We start from the raw sequence: 23551 nt of genomic DNA, 5'->3' as shown, positions 1-23551 counted from the left end.
CCGGTTCTCCAAGCTTGTGAACCGGGTGTTCGGCGCCATCACGCGGTGGTACGGGCGCAAGCTGGACCGCTCGTTGGATTACAAGGCGATCACCGGCCTGTTCGCGGTGACGATCCTCGGGTTGGTCGGCTTCCTCTACATGCACACCTCGAAGGAGCTGGCGCCGGAGGAAGACCAGGGCATCGTGTTTGCGGTGACCAAAGCGCCGAAATACGCCAACATCGACTATGTCGATTTCTATGGCGAGAAGCTCGACAAGGAATTCCAGAAATTCCCCGAGACCGATCTGCGTTTCGTGCTGAACGGCATCAACGGGCCGCAGGGCGGCATCGCCGGCATGCTCCTGAAGCCTTGGGACGAGCGCAAGCGGTCGTCGATCCAGCTCAAGCCGCTGGTGCAGGCCGAGCTCTCCAAGATCGAGGGCGTGCAGGCCTTCGCATTCAACCTGCCGCCGCTGCCGGGCGGGCCGGGCGGTCTGCCGATCCAGATGGTGATCAACTCCACCGCCGGATTCCAGACGGTCTATGAGCAGATGGAGAAGCTGAAGGACGCCGCACGCAAGAGCGGCATGTTCATCGTCTCCGACAGCGACCTTGCCTACAATCAGCCGAACGTGAAGGTCACGATCGATCGGACCAAGGCGCAGGACCTCGGCGTCAACATGCAGAACCTCGGCTCTACGCTCGCGGTGCTGCTTGGCGGCAACTACATCAACCGCTTCAACCTCGAGGGCCGCTCCTACCAGGTGATCCCGCAGGTGCCGCGCGGCAAGCGTCTGTCGCCGGAATCGCTCGGCGGCTACTATGTGACGACCAACACCGGCCAGCAGCTCCCGCTGTCCACGGTGGTGTCGATCGAGACCAAGACCGACCCGAACTCGCTGACCCACTACAACCAGCTCAATTCGGCGACGTTCTCGGCCGTGCCGATGCCCGGCGTGACCGTTGGTGCGGCAGTCGATTTCCTCGAAGGCGAGGCCATGAAGCTGCCGCAAGGCTTCAGCCACGATTATCTGGCGGACAGCAGGCAGTATGTTCAGGAAGGTAACCAGCTCGCGATCACCTTCGGCTTCGCGCTGATCATCATCTTCCTGGTGCTGGCGGCGCAGTTCGAGAGCTTGCGCGACCCGCTGGTGATCATGATCTCGGTGCCGATGGCGATCGTCGGCGCGCTGATCCCGCTGTTCTTCGGCGTGGCGACGATGAACATCTACACCCAGGTCGGCCTGCTCACCCTGGTCGGCCTGATCACCAAGCACGGCATCCTGATGGTGGAGTTCGCCAATGAGCTCCAGGTCAGCGAGCGGCTCGACCGCCGCTCGGCCATCGAGATGTCGGCGCGCATTCGCCTGCGCCCGATCCTGATGACCACGGCCGCGATGGTGACGGGTCTGATCCCGCTCCTGACTGCGACCGGCGCCGGTGCGGCCAGCCGCTTCTCGATCGGTCTGGTCGTCGTGGCCGGCATGTCGATTGGCACGCTGTTCACGCTGTTCGTGCTGCCGGCGGTCTACGTGGTGCTGGCGACCGACCATCGCGCGGCGGCCGATTCGGAGCGGAACAAGCAAGTCAACGAGCTCGACCTCGGCTCCAACAAGGCCTTGCGGCCGACCTGAGGCTGTAGGCGCGCGAACCAGAGGGCGGCAGCGGTTTCCGTTGCCGCCCTTTTATTGTGTTTTTTGTGCCCCGGCGCGTAGTGAGGCGCCGCACCGGCCATCGGGCGGCCGCTCCCGGGTGCTTGCGAGAGACAAGGTCCGCTCTTCTTGGTAGTTTCCAAGGGATGAGCCTTTCCGTTGTTCCCGACACCCCGCAAGCCAGGACGCTGCCGACCGCGGCAGCGGATGGTGTCCCTGCCGGCGCGGGGATGGGGCAGGGGATCAGGAGCCGGTTGTTCACCAAATATGTCGCGCTGTTCGTGGCCGTGGTCACCGTCGCGCTCCTCGCCAACGGCCTGTTCGAGGTCTTCTTCTATTATCGCGAACACAAGGCCTCGCTGATCCGGGTCCAGCATGAGCAGGCCGAGGCGGCCGCGGCCAAGATCGGGCAGTTTGTCAAGGAGATCGAGAGCCAGCTCGGCTGGACCACGCAACTGCCCTGGTCGGCGGGCTCGATCGAGCAGCGCCGGTTCGACGCGCTGCGGCTGCTGCGTCAGGTGCCTGGGATCACCGAGTTTGCCCAGGTGGATTCGACCGGCAAGGAGCGGTTGCGGGTCTCGCGGCTGGCGATGGATGCGATCGACAGCGGCATCGACCTATCGAGCGACCCAAAGTTCACCGAAGCAGTCGCACACAAGGTCTATTACGGACCCATCTATTTCCGCAGGGAGTCCGAGCCGTACATGACGCTGGCGCTGGCCGGTGCGCGCAAGGATGCCGGCGTCAGCATCGCCGAGGTCAACCTCAAGCTGATCTGGGACGTTGTGTCCCAGATCAAGGTCGGTGAGCGCGGAGTTGCCTACGTGGTCGGACCGGGAGGGCGCCTGATCGCGCATCCCGACATCAGTCTTGTGCTGCGCAACACCGACATGTCTGGTCTCGCGCAGGTGCGCGGCGCTCAAGCCGGGGGCGGCGTCATGCCGGACGCATTGCAGGAGGCGACGAACATTCAGGGGCAGAAGGTTCTGACGGCCTCCGCCCCGATCGCGCCGCTCGGCTGGACAATGTTCGTGGAATTGCCGGTCGAGGAGGCCTACGCTTCGCTCTACGCCTCGTTACAGCGGCTTGCGATCGTGCTGCTGGCGGCTTCGATTTTCGCGGTGCTTGCGGGGATCTTTCTCGCGCGCCGCATGGTCGGTCCGATCCAGGCGCTGCGCAGCGGCGCCGAGCGGATCGGCGGCGGCGACTTCTCCCAGCGCATCTCGATCAAAACCGGCGACGAGTTCGAAGGTCTCGCCGACCAATTCAACGAGATGGGCGCGCGCTTGCAGGAATCCTACGCCGACCTCGAAAACAAGGTCGAACGGCGCACAGCGGAATTGAGCGAGTCCCTGCAGCAGCAGACTGCGACCGCCGACGTGCTGAAAGTCATCAGCCGTTCGGCGTTCGACCTGCAAGCCGTGCTGAACACGCTTGTTGGCTCGGCAGCCCGCCTGTGTGACGCGGACGAGGGAACGATTTTCCGGCCCAATGATGGCGTTTTCTATTTGGCGGCAAGCTGCGGGCTCGGCGCGGAGCAGGAAAACAAGCTTCGGACTTTCGCGTCTGTACCTGAACGGGGAAGTGTGGTCGGCCGCACGCTGCTCGATGGCAAGACGGTTCATGTCCCGGATGTGCAGGCCGACCCGGAATACGCGCCTTCGTCCGCCCGAAGGCGCGCCAACGTACGTACGATGCTGGGTGTGCCCTTGCTTCGAGAGGGCGCACCGATCGGCGTGTTCGTTCTGACGCGACACGAGGTGCGGCCGTTTAGCGCGAAGCAGATCGGACTCGCCACGACCTTCGCAGACCAGGCCCTTATCGCGATCGAGAATGTCCGGTTGTTCGAGGAGGTCCAGGAACGGACCAGAGAGTTGTCGCAGTCGCTCGACGACCTGCGCGCCGCCCAGGATCGCCTGATCCAGACCGAGAAGCTCGCGTCCCTCGGCCAGCTCACGGCGGGCATCGCCCATGAGATCAAGAATCCGCTCAACTTCGTCAACAACTTCTCAGCGGTGTCGACCGAGCTGCTCGACGAGCTCAAGGAGACCCTGCAGTCGGCCGCGCTCGACGGCAAGATGAAGGAGGAGGTCGATGAGCTGACCGGCATGCTCAGGAGCAATCTCGAGAAAGTGGTGCAGCACGGCAAACGCGCCGATTCCATCGTCAGGAACATGCTGCTGCATTCGCGCGAGGGCTCCGGCGAGCATCGCGTCGTCGATATCAATGCAGTCCTGGAGGAGAGCCTTAATTTGGCCTACCACGGCGCGCGCGCCGAAAGACCGGCCTTCAACGTCACGCTCCAGCGCGAACTCGATCCCGCCGCCAGTATGGTCGATATCTATCCGCAGGAGATCACGCGCGTCTTTCTCAACCTGATCTCCAACGGCTTCTACGCAACTGCCAAGCGCAAGGAGAGCGCCGTTGACGCCTTCGAGCCGATCTTGCGCGCGGCAACGAAGAACCTCGGCGAGAGAGTCGAGATCCGGATCCGCGACAACGGCACCGGGATCCCGCCCGAGGTGAAGGAGAAGATGTTCAATCCATTCTTCACCACCAAGCCGGCCGGCGAGGGCACCGGGCTCGGCCTTTCCATGAGCCATGACATCGTCGTGAAACAGCACGGCGGCACGATCGACGTGAACACCGAGCCCGGTGTATTCACCGAATTCATCATCACGCTGCCGCGCATGATGGCGGCAAGTGGAACTACTGGAGACAAGACTTGAACGTTTATATCCTGGTCGTCGATGACGAGCCCGACGTCGAGGCGCTGTTCCGGCAGCAGTTCCGGCGGGAGCTGCGCGCGGGACGCTTCCAGATGGAGTTTGCGTCCTCTGCGCCAGATGCGCTGAGGCGCGCGGCCGAAGTTCGCGATCCCTCGCTGATTTTGATTCTCTCGGACATCAACATGCCCGGCATGAGCGGGCTCGACATGCTGCCGAAGGTGCGTGCCGCGCATCCGGATGTTCCCGTCATCATGATCACGGCCTATGGCGATGCCGAAACGCGCCGCAAGGCGATCGAGCGCGGCGCCGTCGGGCTCCTCACCAAGCCGATCGACTTTGCGCTGTTGCGGCAGGAGATCGACACGAGGCTCGAGCAAGCCGCATGACTGCGACCATCCTCTTCGTCGATGATGAACCGGATCTCGAGGCGCTGATTCTGCAAAAATTCCGCAGGCAGATCCGGGACGGGCTCATCGACATCATGTTCGCGCGCGACGGCCTTGAGGCGCTGCAATCGCTTGAGCGGAATCCGCATGTCGATATGGTGGTCTCCGACATCAACATGCCGCGGATGGACGGACTGTCGCTGCTCACGAAGCTTCAGGAGGCCGAGGACAAGAAGTCGACCATCATCGTCTCCGCCTATGGTGACATGAGCAACATCCGTACCGCCATGAACCGCGGCGCGTTCGACTTCCTGACCAAGCCGATCGATTTCGCCGATCTGGAAGCCACGATCGATAAAACCATTCGCCACGTCGAGATGCTGCGCGAGGTGCGGCGGCGCCAGATGGAAGCCGAGCGCGCCCATGCCTCGCTGTCGCGCTTCTTCTCGCCGGAGATCGCAAGGCGCCTGGCGGCGGATGTCGCCGGCGACGGCATGGAGGTGCAGTGGCGCGACGTCGCGACCATCTTTACCGACATCACCGGCTTCACCTCGCTGGTGGAGAGCGCACCGCCCCAGATGCTCGGCGAGCTCCTCAATGAATATGTCGGCGGCATGACCGAGATCGTCTTCGCACATGAGGGGACGGTCACGAAAATCATCGGCGATGCGATCCAGGTGCTCTTCAACTCGCCGGGGGACCAGCCGGATTATGCGACGCGTGCAGTCACTTGCGCACATGATCTCGACGCCTGGGCGGAGGCCTTCTCGGCGCGTTGGAGGGGCAGAGGCGTGAATTTCGGGACCACTCGGATCGGCGTGCATGCAGGCCCGGCGCTGGTCGGTAATTTCGGCGGCAATCGCTTCTTCGACTACACCGCCTACGGCGACACCATCAATATTGCGGCGCGGCTGGAGGCTGCCAACAAGCATCTGGGAACGCGCATGTGTGTCAGCATCAGCGTCGCCACGTCGGCCGATAACTTTCAAGGCCGCCCAATAGGCGAGCTGATGCTGCGCGGACGCAGCGAGCCGCTGCGCGCGTTCGAACCGCTGTCGGAGGCCAAATTCGAAGCGTCGGAAACGGCGCTATATTCCCAGGCTTTTGCCAAGATGGAGGCCGGCGACGTCGCCGCCATGCCGGCATTCGCGGCGCTGGTCGGCATGAACGCCGACGATCCCCTGGCCGGCTTTCACCTGAAGCGCCTGCTCAACGGCGCCAAGGGCATTCGCATGCAACTGGAATAGGAGTCCGTCATGATTCGTGAGTTCTCTGCCGGCAATTATCGTTTCATTCCGTCCGTGTTCCAGTATTCGGCGGGTGCCGCCGCAGATGACGGCTACGAGATCGAGCGCGTCCGGTTCGATCGCCTGGTGCCGCTTGCGGAAGGATTTGCGCTGGCGGCAAAGCTCATCCAGGAGGCAGGGCGGCCGCTCACGGCGTTCTGTGCCTGCGAATTGCGCTCGCCGGCGGCCTTCAGCGAGGAAGGTTTTCGCGCGTTCAACCTGCACTATGTGAAGACGCTGTCGGAATGGGGGATCTTCGACGGCACCAACAATCCCGTGGCACGCAGCAATGTCTGTCCCGAGATCGATCCGCCGTCGGAGCCGTCGTTCTACGCGTTCTCCTTCACGCGCCCGACCCCGTCGAAATCGCCGAGCTTCGTGATCGCCGGCGGAGCCGAGGCTCGCGAGGGCAGCGGCACCTATGTCGAGCGCACGGTACGTTACCGCGACCTCAGCCCGGAAGGGCTGCGGGAGAAGGTACGCTTCACGACGACCGCGCAGATGGAGAACCGGATGGCGGCCTTCGGCTTCGGCTGGAAGGACACCACCGGCGTGCAGGCCTATTCGGTGCATGACTTCCATCACGCGCTGGTCGACGAGTTGGTGCGCCGCGGCGCGTTGCGCTCCGGCCTCACCTGGCATTTTGCCCGACCACCCGTGGTCGATCTGGAATATGAGATGGACTGCCGCCGCGTGATGCGGGAGATCGTCATTTAAGATCCTCATCCTGAGGAGCGGCCGCTAGGCCGCGTCTCGAAGGATGGCTACAGGGACAGTCGGGCCTTCATGGTTCGAGACGCGCGTAAGAACGCGCTCCTCACCATGAGGGACAGCTAGCGCTGGCGCGGGTCGAGCGCGTCGCGCAGGCCGTCGCCAAGCAGGTTCAGCGACAACACCACGAGGAAGATCGCGAGCCCCGGCCAGATCGCCATCCAGGGCGCCTGGGTCAGGAAGCGCTGTGCGGCATTGAGCATGCTGCCCCAGGACGGTGCCGGCGGTTGCTGGCCCAGGCCAAGGAACGACAGCGCCGCTTCGGCGATGATGGCGGCGGCGATCGACAGCGTCGCCTGAACCAGCAGCGCCGGAAGGATGTTCGGCAGGATGTGCGAGAATGCGATCCGCCATGGCGGATTGCCGAGTGCGCGCGCGGCCTCGACATAATCCTCGGCCTTGACGCTCAGCACCTGGCCGCGGGTCAGGCGGATGAAGATCGGGGTGGCCGAAATGCCGATGGCGATCATGGCGTTGCCGAGGCTGGGGCCGAGGAATGCCGCGAGCGCAATTGCCAGGATCAGGAACGGGCAGGCGAGCATTGCGTCCGTGATCCGGCTGATCAGTGCGTCGGTGAAGCCGCCGCGATAGCCTGCGAGGAGGCCCAACGGGACGCCGATGCCGAGCGCGATCGCAACCGAGATCAGGCCCGCGAGCAGCGAGGCTCGCGCGCCGTAGACGACGCGGCTCAGGATGTCGCGGCCGAGTTCGTCGGTGCCGAACCAGTGCGCGGCGGTCGGCGGCTTGCGCACCAGGCTCCAGCTCGTCGCGATGGGATCGAAGGGAACGAGGACCGGCGCAAGCACCGCAAGAAGGATGAACGCGATGATCACGATGAGGCCAAACACAGCGGCCTTGCGCTTGAACAGGCGCCGCCGCGCGCGGCGTGCCGGGCTGTCCAGCTCGTGAGCTTGCGTGAGGGGACTGGCGAGCGTCGTGTCGCTCATGGCACTAGCCCCGCAGCCGCGGATTGACGAGAATATAGGCGACGTCCGCAATGAGATTCAGCGTGATGTAGACGGTGGCTGTCACCAGCACCACGCCCTGCACGACCGCATAATCGCGATTGAACACCGCATCCACAATCAGCTTGCCGAAGCCGGGGATGGAGAAGATCTGTTCGGTCAGCACGGCGCCTGACAGCAGCGTGCCGAGCTCGAGCGCACCGAGCGTGATGATAGGTGTCAGTGCGTTACGCATCGCGTGCTTGAGGATGACCGAGCGTTCCAACAGTCCCTTGGCGCGCGCAGTGCGGACATAGTCGCTCTCCATCACCTGGAGCATAGCGCTGCGGGTGTGCCGCATCAGGATCGCGGCAATTGCATTGCCGAGCACGAAGGCGGGCATGATGGTGGCAGCCAGGCTCGCGCGCCAGTTTTCGGTGAGCGGCACATAGCCCGAGGCCGGCAACCAGCCGAGCTCGATCGAGAACAGGAAGATCAGCATGATGCCGAGCCAGAAGTTCGGCGTGGAGATGCCCCATAGCGCGAAGAAATTGGCGCCATAGTCCCAGACGGTGCCCTTCTTCACCGCCGCGACAATGCCGGCGGGGATGCCGATCAGGAAAGCGATCAGGATTGCCATCGAGCCGAGCTGTAAGGTCACCGGCAGCTTCTGCGCGATCAGCTCGCGCACCGGCATCTTGTTGCGCAGCGATTCGCCGAAATCGCCGGCGAGTACGCCCTTGATCCAATAGGCGTACTGCACAGGGATGGGCTGATCGAGCCGGTACTGATGCCGGATCTGTTCGATCACGGCAGGATCGCGCTCTTCGCCCGCCATCACCAGCGCAGGATCTCCCGGCAACAATTGCTGGAGCGAGAAGATCAGCACCGAGACGAAGAACAGTGTCGGCACGATCTGCACAAGGCGGCGCGCGAGGAACTTCAGCATCCCTTCATTGTCACTTCAGCTTGAGGCCGATAACGCGCACGAGCCCGTCAGGCATCTGCCTGTAGCCTTCGAGCTTCGTCGCATGCGCGATGATGATGCGGCGGTGGTAGAGGTACAGGAGGGGCTCTTCGTCCTGGACCAGCCTCGCCAGGGCTTCGTAACTGGCTTTGCGCTTGGTGGGATCGGTCACCGATCGCGCATCCTCCAGCGCCTTGTCGGCCTGCGCATTGTTCCAAGCGCCGTAATTCTGCGGCGCGCCGCTGTGCAGGAAGACGAAGGTGTTGCCGTCGGGATCGACGCGCCCGCTCCAGGCCAGCATGAAGGCTTGGTAATCGCCGGCCTCAGCCTGCTTCAGCCCGGTTGCGAATTCGGTGACGCGGAGCTTCATGTCGAACCCGGCTTCGGCCGCCATGGACTGGATCACCTGCGCCGGCGTTTCGGTCTCCGCGCCCTTCGATACCAGGAAATCGACGCTGACCGGCGGTGTCACGCCGGCTTCCTTCAGCAGCGCCTTGGCCTTCTCGACGTTGCGGGGACGGACCGGCAGGGATTTCTGATAATAGGGATGATCGGGATTGACCCATTGATTGCCAACCTGAAACTCGCCGTTGAACACGACCTGGTTGATCGCCTCGCGGTCGATGGCAAGGTCGAGCGCCTGGCGCACCTTGGCCGATTGGCTGAGTGGCCCCTTGGCCTTGTCCTTGCCGATGTTGAGCGTGATGCCCTGATACCCGAGCTCGATGGCGGTCGCGACCTTCAGCCGCGAATCCGCGCGGACCTCCTTGAGGTCGGTGGCGAGCACGCGCTCGATCAGGTCCAGTCCACCGGATTTCAGGTTCGCGAGCCGCACCGTGGCATCGACGATCGGCTGGAACACGATACGATCGATGAAGACGTTGTCCTTGTTCCAGTAGTCCGCGAACCTCTCGAATACGATGCGGTCCTGCTGCACGCGTTCGACGAACTTATAGGGGCCGGCGCAGACCGGACGCAGGCCGAACTTATCGCCGGCTTCCTTCGCCGCCTTCGGCGACATCATCATGCCCGCGCGATCGGTGAGCTGCGCGAGCAATGGCGAGAACGGCGACTTCAGTACCAGCTTGATCGTGAGGGGATCGACGACCTCGACGTGATCGACCGAGGCCAGCTCCGGCTTGCGGAACGAGCCGGGAAAGGTGAGGTGGCGTTCCAACGAGAACTTGGCGGCCTCGGCATCGAACGGCTCGCCGTCGTGGAATTTCACACCGGGGCGGAGCTTGATGACGAGCGCCTTGCCGTCGTCGTCCGTTTGGCTCGATAGCGCGAGCTGCGGCACGATGTTGAGCTTCTCGTCGATGTCGAACAGCTTGTCGCAGAATGCGGAGAACACGATCCGGCCGACATAGGTGCGCGCCATGGTCGGATCGAGGATGTCGGGGTCCTCGGCGAGGCCGATGCGCAGCGTGGTCTGGGCTTGCGCTGTTACGACCGACAGCAGGAAGGCGGTGGCCGTTATGGCCAGGCGAAACATGTTCATCGGGCAGTCCCCATTGCTTCGGCTACGTCGTGGTGGGTGCGGTGCCTTGTATACCAACCCCGGAAACCGCTGCGCCTTCCGTCTTTCGGCTGAAAGCCGCGACCAATTTCACAAGTGCTGGCGAAAACCCGCCGGCTGCCGGCAGGATGGCGTCGGTAGACGGTAGCTCTGCCGTACGGTGACAGGCGGCGGCGTGGCCCGCGCTGTCTGCCAGGAGCTCCGGCGCTTCAATGCGACAGCGCTCGACAACGAAGGGGCAGCGGGTATGGAAGCGGCAGCCCGCCGGCGGATTGAGTGCGCTCGGGATCTCGCCCGTCAATAGGACGGTCGTTCGTTTCGCTTTCGGGTGGGGCAGGGGGATCGCGGACAACAGCGCCCGGCTATAGGGATGGCGGGGCGCTGCGAACAGCGCGTCCGCCTCCGCCGTCTCGACGATCTGGCCAAGATTCATCACCGCCACGTGGTCGGCGATATGCTTGACCACCGCGAGGTCATGCGACACGAAAATATAGGCGAGGCCGAGCCGGTCCTGGAGCTCGCGCAGCAGGTTGAGGATCTGCGAGCGGATCGAGACATCCAGCGCCGAGACCGGCTCGTCGCAGACGATCAGCTTCGGCTCGACTGCGAGCGCACGGGCGATGGCAATGCGCTGGCGCTGACCCCCGGAGAATTCATGCGGATAACGGCGCTCCAGCCGCGGCTCCAGCCCGACCAGCCGCAGCAGTTCGGCGACCCGCCCGCGCCGCTGCGTCGGCGGCACCAGATCGTGCAGCGCCAGCGGCTCGGTCAGGATCTGGCCGACGGTCATGCGCGGATTGAGCGAGGCGTAGGGGTCCTGGAAGATGATCTGGGCTTCGCGGCGGAAGGCGCGGAGCGCATTGGCGTCGAGGGAGAGAAGATCGCGGCCGTCAAAACGAACCGTACCCGCGTCCGGCTCGATCAGCCGCAGCACCAAGCGGCTGACGGTGGATTTGCCGCAACCGGACTCACCGACCAGGGCCAGCGTCTTGCCGGCCTCGAGCGAGAAGCTGACGCCATCGACGGCCTTGACATGCGCCCGCGCGCGGCCGAACAGCGAGCGTTCGGCGACGAAATGCTTGACCAGGTCTTGGACCTCGAGCAGTGCCATCACGACACCAAACGTTCGAGCGGCGCACGGATGCAGCGCGAGAGGTGGCCGGGGCTGACTTGCAGCAGTGGCGGCGGCGCCCTGGTGCAGGCGTCCAGCACGAACGGGCAGCGCGCGGCGAAGCGGCAACCGGCGGGCAGCCGTGCCATGTTCGGCACCATGCCTTCGATCGTGGCGAGCTGCTCGGCGCGATGATCGAGCCGCGGGATCGAGCCAAGCAGGCCGACCGTGTAGGGATGCTGCGGCGCCGAGAACAATTCGTCGACAGGCGCGCGTTCGACGATCTCACCGGCATACATCACCGCGACCTCGTCGCAGACTTCGGCGACGACGCCGAGATCATGCGTGATCAGGATGATGGCGGCACCGCTCGCCGCCTTCAACTCGCGCATCAGCTCCAGAATCTGCGCCTGCAAGGTGACGTCGAGCGCCGTGGTCGGCTCGTCCGCGATCAGCAGGCGCGGATCGCAGGCGAGCGCCATTGCGATCATCACGCGCTGGCGCATGCCGCCGGAGAGCTTGTGCGGGAATTCGTCGATCCGTCGCTCCGGTGAGGGGATGTGGACGCGGCGCAGGAGCTCGATCGCCCGCTCCCGCGCATTGCGCCGCGAACCGCCGCGATGGCGCTGGATCGTCTCGATGATCTGCTCGCCGATGGTCAGGCTCGGGTTAAGTGAGGTCATCGGCTCCTGAAAGATCATCGCCAGACGGTTGCCGCGCAGGTCGCGTAGCGTCTGGTCCGGCGTCTTCAAGAGGTCGAGCCCCTCGAAGCGGATCGCTCCGGATATCTCCGCGCTTCTCTTCGGCAGCAGGCCCATGATCGCCAAAGAAGTCACGCTCTTGCCGCAGCCGGATTCGCCGACGAGGCCGAGCGTGGCGCCATTGGCGACGCTGAGATCGACGCTGTCGACCGCATGCGTGATACGGCCGTCGTCGCCGTGGAAGCGGATGCGCAGATCCTTGATCTCGATGAGTGGGGTGGCGCTCATGACTGTCTTGCGCGGGCTGCGGTGATGCTGGCGTCGATCACGCTGCGATCGGTGTTGCCGGCCGGGTTCTGCCGCGTCGGCATGGAGGCCCGGAAGTGCACCCAGAGCTCCTGGCTGACACGCTCAAGCCGTTCGAGCTCCCCGAGCGGATCGGGATGATCGTCGGCCCGAATGTCCAGCGCCGGCCATTCCTCCTCGCCGTGGATCAACAGCGCGGCCGACTGCTTGCCGCGCTTGTCGCCGCCGGCGGCTTCGCCCGCACGCATGGCCGCGAGCAGGCGGCGCGGAAAGGGCAGGCTGTCGTTGGCAATGTAGGTCTTGGCCGTCTCGTCGAGCACGTCGGCTCCCGTCAGCATGTTGCCGGCGATCGAGAAGCCGCTGCCTGCGATGTGCCCGCACCATTCGACGCAATCGCACCCGGTGTGCGCGGCGATGTCGCCGCTAGCGTCCATGATGTGGATCTGCCGGCTTTCGCGGCCGTCATCGGTCGCGAGCAGGGCGGCGAGCACGTCGTGTGCATTGAGGCCTTCGCGCAGCAGCTTGACACCGTCGATGCCGTAATAGGGATTGACGAAGGCCTGCGTCGCGATGGCGCCGAGGCCGGCGGCAATGTACGGAACACGCGCGCCGACCGCGAAGAAGCGGGTCGCGACGGCAATGCCGAACTGGCCGGTGGCAGCATCTCGCGCGATGATCGACCAGGTCATGTGCTGCCTTCAGCGTCCCGCGGCATAGCCCTGCATCCCGCGCGGATTGGCGGCAGCGCGTCGACGGGGGCCGACGCGCGAGGCCGCGGTAAGACGGCCTTCGGACCAGTCGGGACCGACCTCGACGATATGCCCGCGCTCGCGAAGGTTCTCGATCGTGGCCTTTGGCACGCGGTTCTCGACCACGAGCACGCCCGGGCGCGCAGTGCGCGGCCAGAACGAGATCGGAAAATGCTCGGAGTGCCAAGCCGGCGCGTCGATCGCCTCCTGGAGGTTGAGGTTGCAATGGACGTGGCGCAGGAAGAACTGTGTGATCCACTGGTCCTGCTGATCGCCGCCCGGCGAGCCCCAGGCGAGATAGGGCTCGCCGTCGCGCAGCGCCATGGTCGGCGACAGCGTGGTGCGCGGCCGCTTGCCCGGCGCAAGCGCGGCGGGATGGTTCTCCTCCAGCCAGAACATCTGCGCACGGCTGCCGAGGCAGAAGCCGAGCTCGGGAATGATCGGCGAGGATTGCAGCCAGCCGCCCGATGGCGTCGAGGACACCATGTTGCCGGCCTCGTCGATGATGTCGAAATGCACGGTGTCGCCGCGCACTTCGCCGAAGCGGCCCACCGTCGGCTCGCCGGCGCCGAGCGCGCCGACCGCCTCGCGCTGGCCCTCGGCACGGCGCAGCCTGACCACGCCACCAAAACCCTCGACCGTGCCGGGCACGAAATCGAGCGAGGCCTTGTCGGTGACGAGCTTGCGGCGCTCGTCATTATAAGCATCCGACAGCAGCGTCGTGATCGGGATCTCGGTGAATTTGGGGTCGCCGTAGAATTTTTCGCGGTCGGCGAATGCCAGCTTGGCGCATTCGATCTGGAAATGGATGAACTCCGGCCCGGTCGGATCGAGCCCATCGAGCGCAAAGCCTTTCAACAGAGCGAGCTGCTGAAGCGTCACCGGCCCCTGGCTCCAGACGCCGGCCTTGCAGACGGTGTAGCGACCGTAATCGTAGGTGAGCGGCGCCTCGATCGTCGGCTGCCACCGCGCCATGTCGTCCGCTGAGAGGACGCCGCGATGCGGCGAGCCGCTGACGTCCATCACCTCTTGCGTCCGACAGAATTTGTCGATTGCTTCTGCGACAAAGCCTTGCGACCAAGCCTTGCGCGCGCGCTCGATCTCGGCGTCGCGGCCGCCGCCGCCGCTTTCGGCTTCGCTGAGAATGCGGGAGTAGGTCGCAGCCAGTGTCTTGTTGGTGAACAGCGTACCGGGCTTTGGCACTTCACCGTTCGGCAGGTAGACGGCAGCCGAGGTCGGCCAATGCTTGCGGAACAACTGCTCGACGGTGTGGATCGTGGCGCAGGCGCGCTCGACCAGCGGATAGCCGTCACGCGCATAGGAGATCGCGGGCTCCAGCACGTCGCGCACACGCATCGTGCCATAATCGCGCAGCAGCATCATCCAGGATTCGAAGGTGCCGGGGACGCAAGCGGCGAGCAGGCCGGTGCCGGGCACCATGTCGAGTCCCTCGCTCCTGTAGTGCGCGATGGTGGCGCGCGCCGGTGCCGGGCCCTGGCCGCAGATCACCTCGGTGCGCCCGCGCTTCACATCATGGACGATGATGGGCACATCGCCGCCGGGGCCGTTGAGATGCGGCTCGACCACCTGGAGCGTGAAGGCGGTGGCGACGCCGGCGTCGAAGGCATTGCCGCCCTTCTCCAGAATGGCCATGCCGACGGCGGTCGCGATCCAGTGCGTGGTGGCGACGACCCCGAAGGTGCCTTCGATTTCCGGTCTCGTCGTGAACGGATCGGGATTGATGTTGCTGGCCATAGGCTACCTCATTTGCGGCGCGCGCAATTGATCACAGGGCCACGCCGCCGCCAAATGCGCAGGTTGCATGGCACGCGCGCGTCACGCCGGGACCGGCGCGGTGTTGACCGCGTGGCAGGCGACGCCGTCGATCAGTTCCGGGGTCTCCTTGCGGCAGCGATCGAACGCCAGCGGGCAACGCGGATTGAAGGCGCATCCGGAGGGCGGGTTGATCGGGTTCGGGATCTCGCCTTTGACCGGAATGCGCTGGCGGCCGCTCATGGCGAGATCAGGCACGGCACCGAGCAGCATCTTGGTGTAGGGCATGCGCGGACGGGCGAACAGCTCGCGTCCTTCCGCGATCTCGACGATGCGGCCGAGATACATCACGCCGACCCGGCTCGCCATGTGGCGGACCACGGCGAGGTTGTGGCTGATGAACATGTAGGTCAGGCCGAATTTGTCCTGGAGGTCGCGCATCAGGTTCAGGATCTGCGCCTGCACGGAGACGTCCAGGGCCGAGGTCGGCTCGTCGCAGACGATAAACTCGGCGTCCGATGCGAGCGCGCGCGCGATCGCGATGCGCTGGCGCTGGCCGCCAGAGAATTCATGCGGAAATTTCAGTCGGTCGTCGGGGTGCAGGCCGACGAGGCTGAGCAGCTCGCCGACGCGCGCCTGGATGTCACGCTCACCCTGGGTCAGGTCGAAGGCGCGGATCGGCTCGGAGATGATGGCGTCGACCCGGAAGCGCGGGTTCAGGCTCGCATACGGATCCTGGAAGATCATCTGGATGCGGCGGCGCAGCTTGCGGCGTGCGGGAGCCTGTCGCGGATCGGTCATCGACACGCCGTCGATCAGCACGTCGCCGGAGCTCGGCGGCAGCAGGCCGACGACCATCCGCGCCACCGTGGTCTTGCCGGAACCGGATTCACCGACCAGAGCAAACGTCTCGCCCTTCCTGATCTCGAAGGTGACGTGGTCGACCGCCTTGAGATATTCGAGATGCCCGCCTTCGAGCACGCGGTTGAGCCATGGCTTCGACACGTCGAACACCCGGCGCAGATTTCTAGCCTGGACGAACGGTGCGCTCATACCGCGCTCTCCGCCGGCACATTGTCATAGAGGTGGCAGGCGACCGACTGCGCGCCACGTGGGAGCGGCTCCGGCCGCTCCACGCGGCAGCGGTCAAAGGCGAACGCGCAGCGCGGGTTGAACGAGCAGCCCGGCGGGATCGCCGACAGGCGCGGCATCGACCCGGGAATCTGCACGAGGCGCTTGTCGTCTCCGGCCAGCGTCGGGATCGCGCCCATCAGCCCCTTGGCGTACGGGTGTAGCGGGTTCTTCACGACGTCCTGCACGGGACCGATCTCGGCGATGCGGCCGGCATACATCACCGCGACGCGGTCCGATGTCTCTGCGATCACGCCCATGTCGTGGGTCACCAGCATCACGGCCGTGCCGTGGTCGCGCCCGAGCCGCTTGATCAGCGAAATGATCTGCGCCTGCACGGAGACGTCGAGCGCGGTCGTCGGCTCGTCCGCGATGATCAGCTCCGGTTCGGCGCAGATCGCCAGCGCAATCACCACGCGCTGGCGCATGCCGCCGGAGAATTCATGGGGATAGCCGTCGATGCGTTTTTCCGGCGCTGGGATGCCGACTTCGGCCAAGAGTTCGACGGCGCGGCGCCGCGCCGCTTGTTCGGAGAGATTGAGATGGGTTCGGATCGTCTCCACGATCTGGTCGCCGACCCGGTAGAGCGGATTAAGCGAGGTGAGGGGATCCTGGAAGATCATGCCGATGCGCTTGCCCCGGATGCGGCGCATCTCTTCCGGCGGCAGATTGTCGATGCGCAGGCCCGCGAGATGAATCTCGCCGCCGGCGATGCGGCCGGGTGGATCGATCAGACCGATTACCGAGAGGCCGGTGACGGATTTGCCGGCGCCGGATTCGCCGACGACGCCGAGCACCTCGCCCTTGGCAATGTCGAAGGAGATGCCGTCGATGGCGCGCAGCGTGCCGCGGCGGGAGGCGAACTCCACATGAAGATTACGCACGGAGAGAACAGGTACGGTCATGAGCGAGGCGTACTCATCTGAGCTTCGGGTTGAGCGCGTCGCGCAGCCAGTCGCCGAGCAGGTTGATCGAGAGGATCAGCGCTGCCAGCGCAAGCCCCGGGAAGGCGACGATCCACCATTCGCCGGCGAACAGGTAGTTGTTGCCGATCCGGATCAGCGTGCCGAGCGAGGGCATGGTGTCGGGCAGCCCGACGCCGAGGAAGGACAGCGTCGCCTCGGTGATGATCGCAAGAGCGAGATTGATCGTGGCGATCACCAGGATCGGGCCCATCGTGTTCGGCAGCACATGCCGCAGCATGATCTTCGGTGCGGGCAGACCGATCAGCTGCGCGGCGGCGACGTAGTCCTTGTTCTTCTCGACCATCACGGAACCGCGCACGGTCCGGGCGTAACCCACCCAGAAACTGAGGCCGATCGAGATCACCAGCACGACCAGCATGCTGGTGGCATCCAGCCGGTTGCCAAGGATCGATTTGGCGACGCCATTGACCAGCAGCGCGATCAGGATGGCGGGGAAGGTGAGCTGCACGTCGGCGATGCGCATGATCACGCCATCGACTGCACCGCCGAAATAGCCGGCGATCAGGCCGAGCGCGATACCGAGCGCACCGGCGAAGATCACGCCGGCCACACCCACGGCGAGCGAGATGCGCATGCCGTAGAGAATGGCGGAGAACACGTCGCGGCCCTGCTCGTCAGTGCCGAGCAGGAACGGGCTCTGGCCGTCGGCGGTCCACAGCGGTGAAATACGCGAATTCATCAATTGCAGTTGTGCCGGATCGAACGGGTTCTGCACCGCGAGCGCGGATGCAAAGATCGCAAGCAGGAAGAACAAGACCGTGATGGCCGCCGCTACCATGGTGAGCTTGGAGCGCCGAAACGAATAGAAGATATCACTGTCGAGCGTGCGGCTGAGCCAGCCGCGGGCCGTTTGCGCTGGCTGCGTGCTCTGCCCATTGGAATTGGAGACGACTGCGTCGGACATACAGGCTGCCTTACGTGGCGCGGCCGACCGTCGCGCGTAGACGCGGATCGACCACGGTGTAGAGGATATCGACCACCAGATTGATGGTGACGAAGATCAGCGAGACCATCAGCAGGTAGGCGGCCATGATCGGGATATCGACGTTTTGCACGGCCTGCACGAACAGAAGTCCCATGCCCGGCCATTGGAACACGGTTTCGGTGATGATCGAAAATGCAATAACCGAGCCAAACTGCAATCCCGCCACCGTGATGACGGGGATGAGCGTGTTCTTCAGCGCGTGGCCGAAATGGATGGCATGGGTGGTCAGCCCGCGGGCACGGGCGAAGCGGATATAGTCGGTTCGCAGCACTTCCAGCATCTCCGCGCGCACCAGCCGCATGATCAGGGTCATCTGGAATAGGCCGAGGGTGATCGCGGGCATGATCAGCGCCTTCAGGCCCGAAAGCGTGAGCAGGCCCGTAGTCCACCAGCCGAGCTTGACCACCTCGCCGCGGCCGAAGGAGGGCAGCCAGCCCAATGTCACCGCGAACAGATAGATCAGAAGAATACCGATCAGGAAAGTCGGCAGCGAGATGCCGATCAGCGAAACCCCCTGGAATAACTTGGCGAGCACGGTGTCGCGCTTGAGCGCCGAGTAGACGCCCATCAGGATGCCGAGCACCATTGCAAAGACGGTCGCGCAGATCGCAAGCTCCAGCGTCGCGGGCATGCGCTCCATCAACAGCGTCGAGACCGGCTGGCGGAACTGATAGGACACGCCGAACTTGAATTGCGCGGCATCGGCGAAATAGCGCACGAACTGCACTGGCACGGGATCATCGAGGCCGAGCGACTTGCGCACGGCTTCGCGTTCGGCCGCCGACGTGTCGATCGAGACGATCTGGTTGACGGGGTCGCCGGCGAAACGGAACATCGAGAAGGCGATGATGCCGACGGCGAACATGACGCCGATGGCCTGAACGGCGCGGCGAAGAGTGAAAGCGAGCATGCCTTCCACTGTCCTTGAGTGTGTGTCTGGCCGACGCCTTTGTCAGCCGGAAAAGGAAAGGTCCCGGAGGCCTGATGCTGCCGGGACCTTGTGTTCAACGGAGGTTATTCCTTCTTGGTCGCCCAGTGGAACATGACGAGATTGTCGGCGCGCTGCGGCAGGTTGACCTTTTTCGATACGCCCCAGGCCAGCGCCTGCTGGTGCAGCGGGATGTACGCCCAGTCCTTGTTGGCGATTTCGTAGGCTTGCTTGATCAGCTGGTTGCGCTTGGCGGTGTCGGTTTCAACCAGCACCTTGTCGGTGATGGCGTCGAACTCCTTGTTGCAATAGCCGCCGAGATTGGCTTCGCCGCGCGAGGATTTCGCATCGTCCCGGCAGCCCATGATGTCGTAGAGCACGTTGTGGGAATCCATCGTGCTCGGCGTCCAGCCCAAGAGGTAGAACGAGGTCTGGTAGCCGCCTTGCTTGAGCACCTTGGCGAAGTATTGCGCCTTCGGCTGGGCCAGGAGATTGATCTTGACGCCGATACGGGCGAGCATGCCGACGACGGCCTGGCAGATCGCCGCATCGTTGACGTAACGATCGTTCGGGCAATCCATGGTGACCTCGAAGCCATCGGGGTAACCGGCCTCGGTCAGGAGCTTCTTGGCGCCATCGGGGTCGAATTTCGGCCGCGTGAACTCCTTGGACAGCGCGAACAGTTCCGGCGCAATCATCAGAGCTGACGGCGTCGACAGCCCGCGCATCACGCGCGTCTTGATCAGCTCGATGTCGATAGCCTTGTAGAAGGCTTCGCGGACGCGGACGTCCTTGAACGGATTCTTGCCCTTGATGTTGGAGTAGAGCAACTCGTCGCGGGTCTGATCGAAGCCGATGAAGATGGTGCGCAGTTCCGGCCCTTTCAGCACCTGGGCATTCGGGCTGGAATCGACGCGGGAGATGTCCTGGATCGGCACCGGCTCGATGACGTCGACTTCGCCCGAGAGCAGCGCGGCAACGCGGGTGGCGTCGGAGGCGATCGGAGTGAAGGTGATCTCCTTCAGGTTACCATCCATCTTGCCCCAGTAATTGGGGTTGGCCTTGAACACCGTCTTCACGCCGGGCTGATGGCTTTCGATGATGAAGGGGCCGGTGCCGTTCTCGTGGAGCGAGGCGTAGCTAGGCGTGGTCGCCGCCACCGGCGTCGGATCGACGACGTTGTTCTCCTCGGCCCATTTCTTGTCCATGATATACCAGACATCCCACGACGAATGCAGGATGGGATTGGGCGAGGGCAGGACGAAATCGACGGTGTAGTCGTCAACCTTGACGACCTTGACGTCGGGTGCAAGGCGGGTCTGCATATTGGACCCCTTCTTGCGGACGCGATCGGCGGAGAACAGCACGTCGTCGGCGGTGAACGGATCGCCGTTATGGAATTTCACGCCCTTGCGCAGGTGGAAGCGCCAGCGGGTCGGCTCCGGCGTCTCCCAGCTTTCCGCCAGCGCCGGAATGATCTTGAGGTCCTTGTCGCGCGCGGTGAGGCCCTGATAGACGTGGCCGAGATGGGCGTGAGTGGTGCTCTCGTTGAGGGTATAGGGATCGAGCGACTTCAGGTCGCCCTGGTTGGCATAGCGTAGTGTCTGGCTCGACGCCGGCGAGACCGAGAACGCAGCCATACCGGCGAGCATCGCCACAAACAGACTTCGACCTACTGACATTCTTGACCCTCTCCACACTGCCGTGCCGGTGATTTTTGATTTGTTCGGCCGGCCGATCAATCCATGTTGCCCAGAGTTCTCGACCCGTGCAAGCGCCATTCCAGCAAGGAACGCGCCAAGTTGCACCGCTGTGCAGCAATGCTGATCGTGCCGCCTGGCTTGGGCGGCTTACGACTTTGGACTTGGTTGACCATATTCGGCCGTTGCGGGTCGGGACATGTCGCGCCGGCATCAGGCGCTTGCGTCGCACCACAACTCGCGGCGATACTGCCGGCAGGCCGCTCGAATCTCATCCGGAGGGGACATGAAGGTTAATATCGAAATCGACTGCACTCCCCTCGAGGCCCGCCAATTCTTTGGACTGCCCGACGTGTCGCCGATGCAGACGGCGGTGATGGACAAGCTGCAGCAGCAGGTCCTGAGCAACATCGACAAGGTCTCGCCTGAATCGTTGGTGCAGAGTTGGTTTACATACGATCCCAAGCTCGCCGAACGGTTTCAGGACATGTTCGTCGCGATGGCAGGCCTCGGCGGCACGCGCAGCAGCGACAAGAAGAAATAGTGTCATCAGGGCCGGACGGGACGCGGGATTCCGGCCGGCTTCGTCCGCCGGGTATCGGGCTGCTACTTGCCGAGGCTCGGGGTCTGCTCGAATTCAATGCGAGCCTGCTGCTGTCACCGCTGCTGATGCGCGCGCCCAGGGGCGACGGCCATCCGGTGCTGGCGCTGCCGGGCTTCCTCGCCAGCGATCTCTCGATGGCACCGATGCGACGCTATCTCAGCGAGCTCGGTTATGAGGCACATGCCTGGCGGATGGGCCGCAATCTCGGCGGGCTCGGGCGGATGCGGGATTCGCTGCGCATGCGCTTGGCCGAGATCCACGCCGCGTCGCGTCGCAAGGTCAGCCTGATCGGATGGAGCCTCGGCGGCGTCTATGCCCGCGATCTCGCACTTCAGGCGCCGGAGATGGTCCGCTATGTCGTCACGCTCGGCAGCCCTTTTGCCAACGACGTACGGGCGACCAACGCCACGCGGCTGTACGAGGCGCTGTCCGGCGAGCGGGTCGAGGATTTTGCCGAACAGCGCGAGGCGCTCGCCGGCGATCTGCCGGTGCCCACGAGCTCGATCTATTCGCGTGCCGACGGCGTCGTGAACTGGCGGACCTGTCTGCTCCGTCCCTCTGCCCGTGCCGAGAACATCGAGGTGCACCTGGCGAGCCATATCGGGCTCGGGGTCAATCCCGCGGCGCTATGGGCCGTGGCGGACCGCCTGGCGCAATCGGAGGGGGAATTCCGGCCATTTGACCGGGCCGGGCCGTTTGCCATTGCATATGCCCCGGCGGAACAGGCAGTATCGGCCTGACGAGAAGCGCCGACCAAAGGCGCCCGTCTAGTCTTGCGGGAGGGAATTATGGCTGACGGGAAGAAGCTGTCGTCGCTGGACGCGTCGTTTCTCTATCTGGAAACGCCGGAAATGCCGATGCATGTCGGAAGCATGGCAATCTTTCGCCTGCCCGACGACTACAAGGGCGACTTCTTCGAAGACTTCAAGGCCATGATCGTCTCGCGCCTGCACATCGCGCCGATCCTGAAGGCGCGGCTGGAGAAGGCGCCGCTCGACATCGATCATCCCTCCTGGGTCGAGGACGATCAGTTCGACATCGATCGTCACATTTTCCGGGCCAGCCTGCCGCAGCCGCGCGACCGCGCCACGCTCGAACGCATCGTCGGCTGGATGCATGCCAAGCTCCTGAACCGGGCCCGTCCGCTCTGGGAGTTCTACGTGTTCGAGGGCATGAAGGACAACGAGGTCGGCCTTTATTCCAAGATGCATCATGCCGCCATCGACGGGGGCGCCGGTGCAGCCTTGACCAACATGATCTATGACATCTCGCCGATCCCGCGGAAGGTCGATCCGCCGACGGCTGGATCCAAGCCCGGACAGGAGCCGCGCGATATCGCGGCCAACCTGCTCGATTCCTATCAACAGCTTTTCAGCCAGCCGCTCGACGCGTCGGCGGCCGCGAAGAACCTGCAATTGCCGCGTACCGGCAAGAGCGACATCGGCTCGATCCTGTTCGACAATGCGATGTACCAGATCGAGAGCGCGGTGCGGTTTGCCGGCAACATCCCGACGGTGCTCAAGAGCGTCTCCGACGTGCTCGGTAAGGTCGCAGATCCGAAATCGCGCGAGAGCCTCGCCAGCATGGTGTCGCCGCCGACCATGCTCAACAAGACCATCTCGTCGGAGCGGAGCTTCGCCGGCGTATCGATCTCGTTGTCGCGGGCCAAGGCGCTGGCCAAGCAGGCCGGCGGCAAGCTCAATGACGTCGTGCTGGCGCTCGCCTCCGGCGTGGTCCGCCGTTATCTTCAGCAATATGGCACGCTGCCGGCGAAATCGCTGACTGCGGCGGTGCCGATCTCGCTGCGCGAGGAGGGCAACACCGAGGCCAATAACCAGGTGTTCGGCATGATCTGCTCGATCGCAACCAACATCGACAATCCAAAGGCGCGGCTGGAAGCCATCATCGCGCAATCGGCCAAGTCCAAAGAGATGTCGCATCCGCTGCGGGCGCTGATGCCGCAGGTCTCCAACATCTCGATGCTGGGTGCCCCGATCATGGTGCAGATCCTGGCGCTGCTCTACGGCCGCTCCAACCTGTCCGACGTGCTGCCGCCGGCCGCCAATATCACGGTGTCCAACGTCCCGGGACCGCGGCAGACGCTCTATGCTGCAGGGGCCGAGCTTCTGCACATTTTTCCGGTCTCGATCTCGACGCATGGGCAGGCGCTCAACATCACCGTGCAGAGCTATCGGGACCAGCTCGATTTCGGCTTCATCGTCGGCGCCAACATCATTCCGCATGTGCAGGTGATGTGCGACATGCTGCCGGAAGAGTTCGCCGCACTGGAGGCGGCCTATGCGCCGCCCGCGGCCGACATCAAGCGCGCTGCGGAATAAGGA

At 64.2% G+C, this 23551-nt stretch carries 20 protein-coding genes; 8 read left to right on the top strand and 12 right to left on the bottom strand.

Annotated features, from left to right (window positions below):
* From IVA96_RS29740 to IVA96_RS29720, 5 genes are all read left to right on the top strand, one after another.
* Positions 1-1615, top strand: a 1615-nt coding sequence (locus IVA96_RS29740) for an efflux RND transporter permease subunit (protein WP_247420877.1), incomplete at its 5' end; no start/stop codon positions are given.
* 164 nt (positions 1616-1779) lie between these two features.
* Positions 1780-4362, top strand: coding sequence for an ATP-binding protein (locus IVA96_RS29735; RefSeq protein WP_247420874.1), 2583 nt, complete (start codon positions 1780-1782; stop codon positions 4360-4362).
* Positions 4359-4748 (top strand): response regulator, encoded by a 390-nt coding sequence (locus IVA96_RS29730; protein WP_247279850.1) that lies wholly within the window; start codon positions 4359-4361, stop codon positions 4746-4748. The genes IVA96_RS29735 and IVA96_RS29730 overlap by 4 nt, the downstream gene beginning before the upstream one ends.
* Positions 4745-5995 carry an adenylate/guanylate cyclase domain-containing protein gene (locus IVA96_RS29725; RefSeq protein ID WP_247420872.1) on the top strand — a complete coding sequence of 417 codons (1251 nt, stop codon included), beginning with the start codon at positions 4745-4747 and terminating at the stop codon, positions 5993-5995. The genes IVA96_RS29730 and IVA96_RS29725 overlap by 4 nt, the downstream gene beginning before the upstream one ends.
* Before the next feature lie 9 nt (positions 5996-6004).
* Positions 6005-6751 carry a hypothetical protein gene (locus IVA96_RS29720; RefSeq protein ID WP_247279848.1) on the top strand — a complete coding sequence of 249 codons (747 nt, stop codon included), beginning with the start codon at positions 6005-6007 and terminating at the stop codon, positions 6749-6751.
* A gap of 116 nt (positions 6752-6867) precedes the next feature.
* Here IVA96_RS29720 and IVA96_RS29715 read toward each other — a convergent pair whose 3' ends face one another.
* From IVA96_RS29715 to IVA96_RS29660, 12 genes are all read right to left on the bottom strand, one after another.
* Positions 6868-7752, bottom strand: coding sequence for an ABC transporter permease (locus IVA96_RS29715; protein ID WP_247279847.1), 885 nt, complete (start codon positions 7750-7752; stop codon positions 6868-6870).
* A gap of 4 nt (positions 7753-7756) precedes the next feature.
* Positions 7757-8698, bottom strand: a complete 942-nt coding sequence (locus IVA96_RS29710; protein ID WP_247279846.1) for an ABC transporter permease — start codon at positions 8696-8698, stop codon at positions 7757-7759.
* Between the two features lie 10 nt (positions 8699-8708).
* Positions 8709-10217: an ABC transporter substrate-binding protein gene (locus IVA96_RS29705; RefSeq protein WP_247279845.1), complete on the bottom strand. Its 1509-nt coding sequence runs from the start codon at positions 10215-10217 to the stop codon at positions 8709-8711.
* A gap of 22 nt (positions 10218-10239) precedes the next feature.
* Positions 10240-11346: a dipeptide ABC transporter ATP-binding protein gene (locus IVA96_RS29700; RefSeq protein WP_247420871.1), complete on the bottom strand. Its 1107-nt coding sequence runs from the start codon at positions 11344-11346 to the stop codon at positions 10240-10242.
* Positions 11346-12335: an ABC transporter ATP-binding protein gene (locus IVA96_RS29695; protein ID WP_247279843.1), complete on the bottom strand. Its 990-nt coding sequence runs from the start codon at positions 12333-12335 to the stop codon at positions 11346-11348. Before IVA96_RS29695 ends, IVA96_RS29700 begins: the two co-directional genes overlap by 1 nt.
* Positions 12332-13042 carry a DUF1028 domain-containing protein gene (locus tag IVA96_RS29690; protein WP_247420870.1) on the bottom strand — a complete coding sequence of 237 codons (711 nt, stop codon included), beginning with the start codon at positions 13040-13042 and terminating at the stop codon, positions 12332-12334. The genes IVA96_RS29695 and IVA96_RS29690 overlap by 4 nt, the downstream gene beginning before the upstream one ends.
* A gap of 9 nt (positions 13043-13051) precedes the next feature.
* Complete coding sequence (locus IVA96_RS29685; RefSeq protein WP_247420869.1) at positions 13052-14857, bottom strand: gamma-glutamyltransferase family protein; 1806 nt, start codon at positions 14855-14857, stop codon at positions 13052-13054.
* An 81-nt stretch (positions 14858-14938) separates the two neighbouring features.
* Positions 14939-15928, bottom strand: a complete 990-nt coding sequence (locus tag IVA96_RS29680) for an oligopeptide/dipeptide ABC transporter ATP-binding protein (RefSeq protein WP_247420868.1) — start codon at positions 15926-15928, stop codon at positions 14939-14941.
* Positions 15925-16911 carry an ABC transporter ATP-binding protein gene (locus IVA96_RS29675; RefSeq protein ID WP_247279839.1) on the bottom strand — a complete coding sequence of 329 codons (987 nt, stop codon included), beginning with the start codon at positions 16909-16911 and terminating at the stop codon, positions 15925-15927. Before IVA96_RS29675 ends, IVA96_RS29680 begins: the two co-directional genes overlap by 4 nt.
* Positions 16912-16924: 13 nt before the next feature.
* Positions 16925-17896: an ABC transporter permease gene (locus IVA96_RS29670; RefSeq protein ID WP_247279838.1), complete on the bottom strand. Its 972-nt coding sequence runs from the start codon at positions 17894-17896 to the stop codon at positions 16925-16927.
* A gap of 10 nt (positions 17897-17906) precedes the next feature.
* Entirely contained in the window at positions 17907-18887 is a 981-nt protein-coding gene (locus tag IVA96_RS29665; RefSeq protein ID WP_247420867.1) for an ABC transporter permease, read from the bottom strand.
* 104 nt (positions 18888-18991) lie between these two features.
* Positions 18992-20587 (bottom strand): ABC transporter substrate-binding protein, encoded by a 1596-nt coding sequence (locus tag IVA96_RS29660; protein WP_247420866.1) that lies wholly within the window; start codon positions 20585-20587, stop codon positions 18992-18994.
* 304 nt (positions 20588-20891) lie between these two features.
* On the opposite strand from IVA96_RS29660, the gene IVA96_RS29655 reads away from it, so the two are divergent.
* The 3 genes from IVA96_RS29655 to IVA96_RS29645 are packed head-to-tail and all read left to right on the top strand — an operon-like array spanning position 20892 to position 23548.
* Positions 20892-21149: a DUF6489 family protein gene (locus tag IVA96_RS29655; protein WP_091891548.1), complete on the top strand. Its 258-nt coding sequence runs from the start codon at positions 20892-20894 to the stop codon at positions 21147-21149.
* The gene (locus IVA96_RS29650; RefSeq protein ID WP_247420864.1) at positions 21149-21949 is read left to right on the top strand and encodes an alpha/beta hydrolase; all 801 of its coding nucleotides are present in this window, start codon (positions 21149-21151) and stop codon (positions 21947-21949) included. Before IVA96_RS29655 ends, IVA96_RS29650 begins: the two co-directional genes overlap by 1 nt.
* Before the next feature lie 48 nt (positions 21950-21997).
* Positions 21998-23548, top strand: coding sequence for a wax ester/triacylglycerol synthase family O-acyltransferase (locus IVA96_RS29645; RefSeq protein WP_247420861.1), 1551 nt, complete (start codon positions 21998-22000; stop codon positions 23546-23548).
* The last annotated feature ends 3 nt before the right edge of the window (positions 23549-23551 follow it).

Source organism: Bradyrhizobium sp. 159, from assembly GCF_023073795.1.
In the GTDB taxonomy this organism is placed as follows: domain Bacteria; phylum Pseudomonadota; class Alphaproteobacteria; order Rhizobiales; family Xanthobacteraceae; genus Bradyrhizobium.
Note: the sequence above shows the minus strand (reverse complement) of the source record. Positions and strands in the feature narration are given on the sequence as shown.

Bases quoted from the DNA above. Each gene is read 5' to 3' on its own strand.
- IVA96_RS29735 (WP_247420874.1), top strand. From the start codon at position 1,780: ATGAGCCTTTCCGTTGTTCCCGACACCCCGCAAGCCAGGACGCTGCCG.
- IVA96_RS29725 (WP_247420872.1), top strand. From the start codon at position 4,745: ATGACTGCGACCATCCTCTTCGTCGATGATGAACCGGATCTCGAGGCG.
- IVA96_RS29720 (WP_247279848.1), top strand. From the start codon at position 6,005: ATGATTCGTGAGTTCTCTGCCGGCAATTATCGTTTCATTCCGTCCGTG.
- IVA96_RS29715 (WP_247279847.1), bottom strand. From the start codon at position 7,752: ATGAGCGACACGACGCTCGCCAGTCCCCTCACGCAAGCTCACGAGCTG.
- IVA96_RS29710 (WP_247279846.1), bottom strand. From the start codon at position 8,698: ATGCTGAAGTTCCTCGCGCGCCGCCTTGTGCAGATCGTGCCGACACTG.
- IVA96_RS29705 (WP_247279845.1), bottom strand. From the start codon at position 10,217: ATGAACATGTTTCGCCTGGCCATAACGGCCACCGCCTTCCTGCTGTCG.
- IVA96_RS29700 (WP_247420871.1), bottom strand. From the start codon at position 11,346: ATGGCACTGCTCGAGGTCCAAGACCTGGTCAAGCATTTCGTCGCCGAA.
- IVA96_RS29695 (WP_247279843.1), bottom strand. From the start codon at position 12,335: ATGAGCGCCACCCCACTCATCGAGATCAAGGATCTGCGCATCCGCTTC.
- IVA96_RS29690 (WP_247420870.1), bottom strand. From the start codon at position 13,042: ATGACCTGGTCGATCATCGCGCGAGATGCTGCCACCGGCCAGTTCGGC.
- IVA96_RS29685 (WP_247420869.1), bottom strand. From the start codon at position 14,857: ATGGCCAGCAACATCAATCCCGATCCGTTCACGACGAGACCGGAAATC.
- IVA96_RS29680 (WP_247420868.1), bottom strand. From the start codon at position 15,928: ATGAGCGCACCGTTCGTCCAGGCTAGAAATCTGCGCCGGGTGTTCGAC.
- IVA96_RS29675 (WP_247279839.1), bottom strand. From the start codon at position 16,911: ATGACCGTACCTGTTCTCTCCGTGCGTAATCTTCATGTGGAGTTCGCC.
- IVA96_RS29670 (WP_247279838.1), bottom strand. From the start codon at position 17,896: ATGTCCGACGCAGTCGTCTCCAATTCCAATGGGCAGAGCACGCAGCCA.
- IVA96_RS29665 (WP_247420867.1), bottom strand. From the start codon at position 18,887: ATGCTCGCTTTCACTCTTCGCCGCGCCGTTCAGGCCATCGGCGTCATG.
- IVA96_RS29660 (WP_247420866.1), bottom strand. From the start codon at position 20,587: ATGTCAGTAGGTCGAAGTCTGTTTGTGGCGATGCTCGCCGGTATGGCT.
- IVA96_RS29655 (WP_091891548.1), top strand. From the start codon at position 20,892: ATGAAGGTTAATATCGAAATCGACTGCACTCCCCTCGAGGCCCGCCAA.
- IVA96_RS29645 (WP_247420861.1), top strand. From the start codon at position 21,998: ATGGCTGACGGGAAGAAGCTGTCGTCGCTGGACGCGTCGTTTCTCTAT.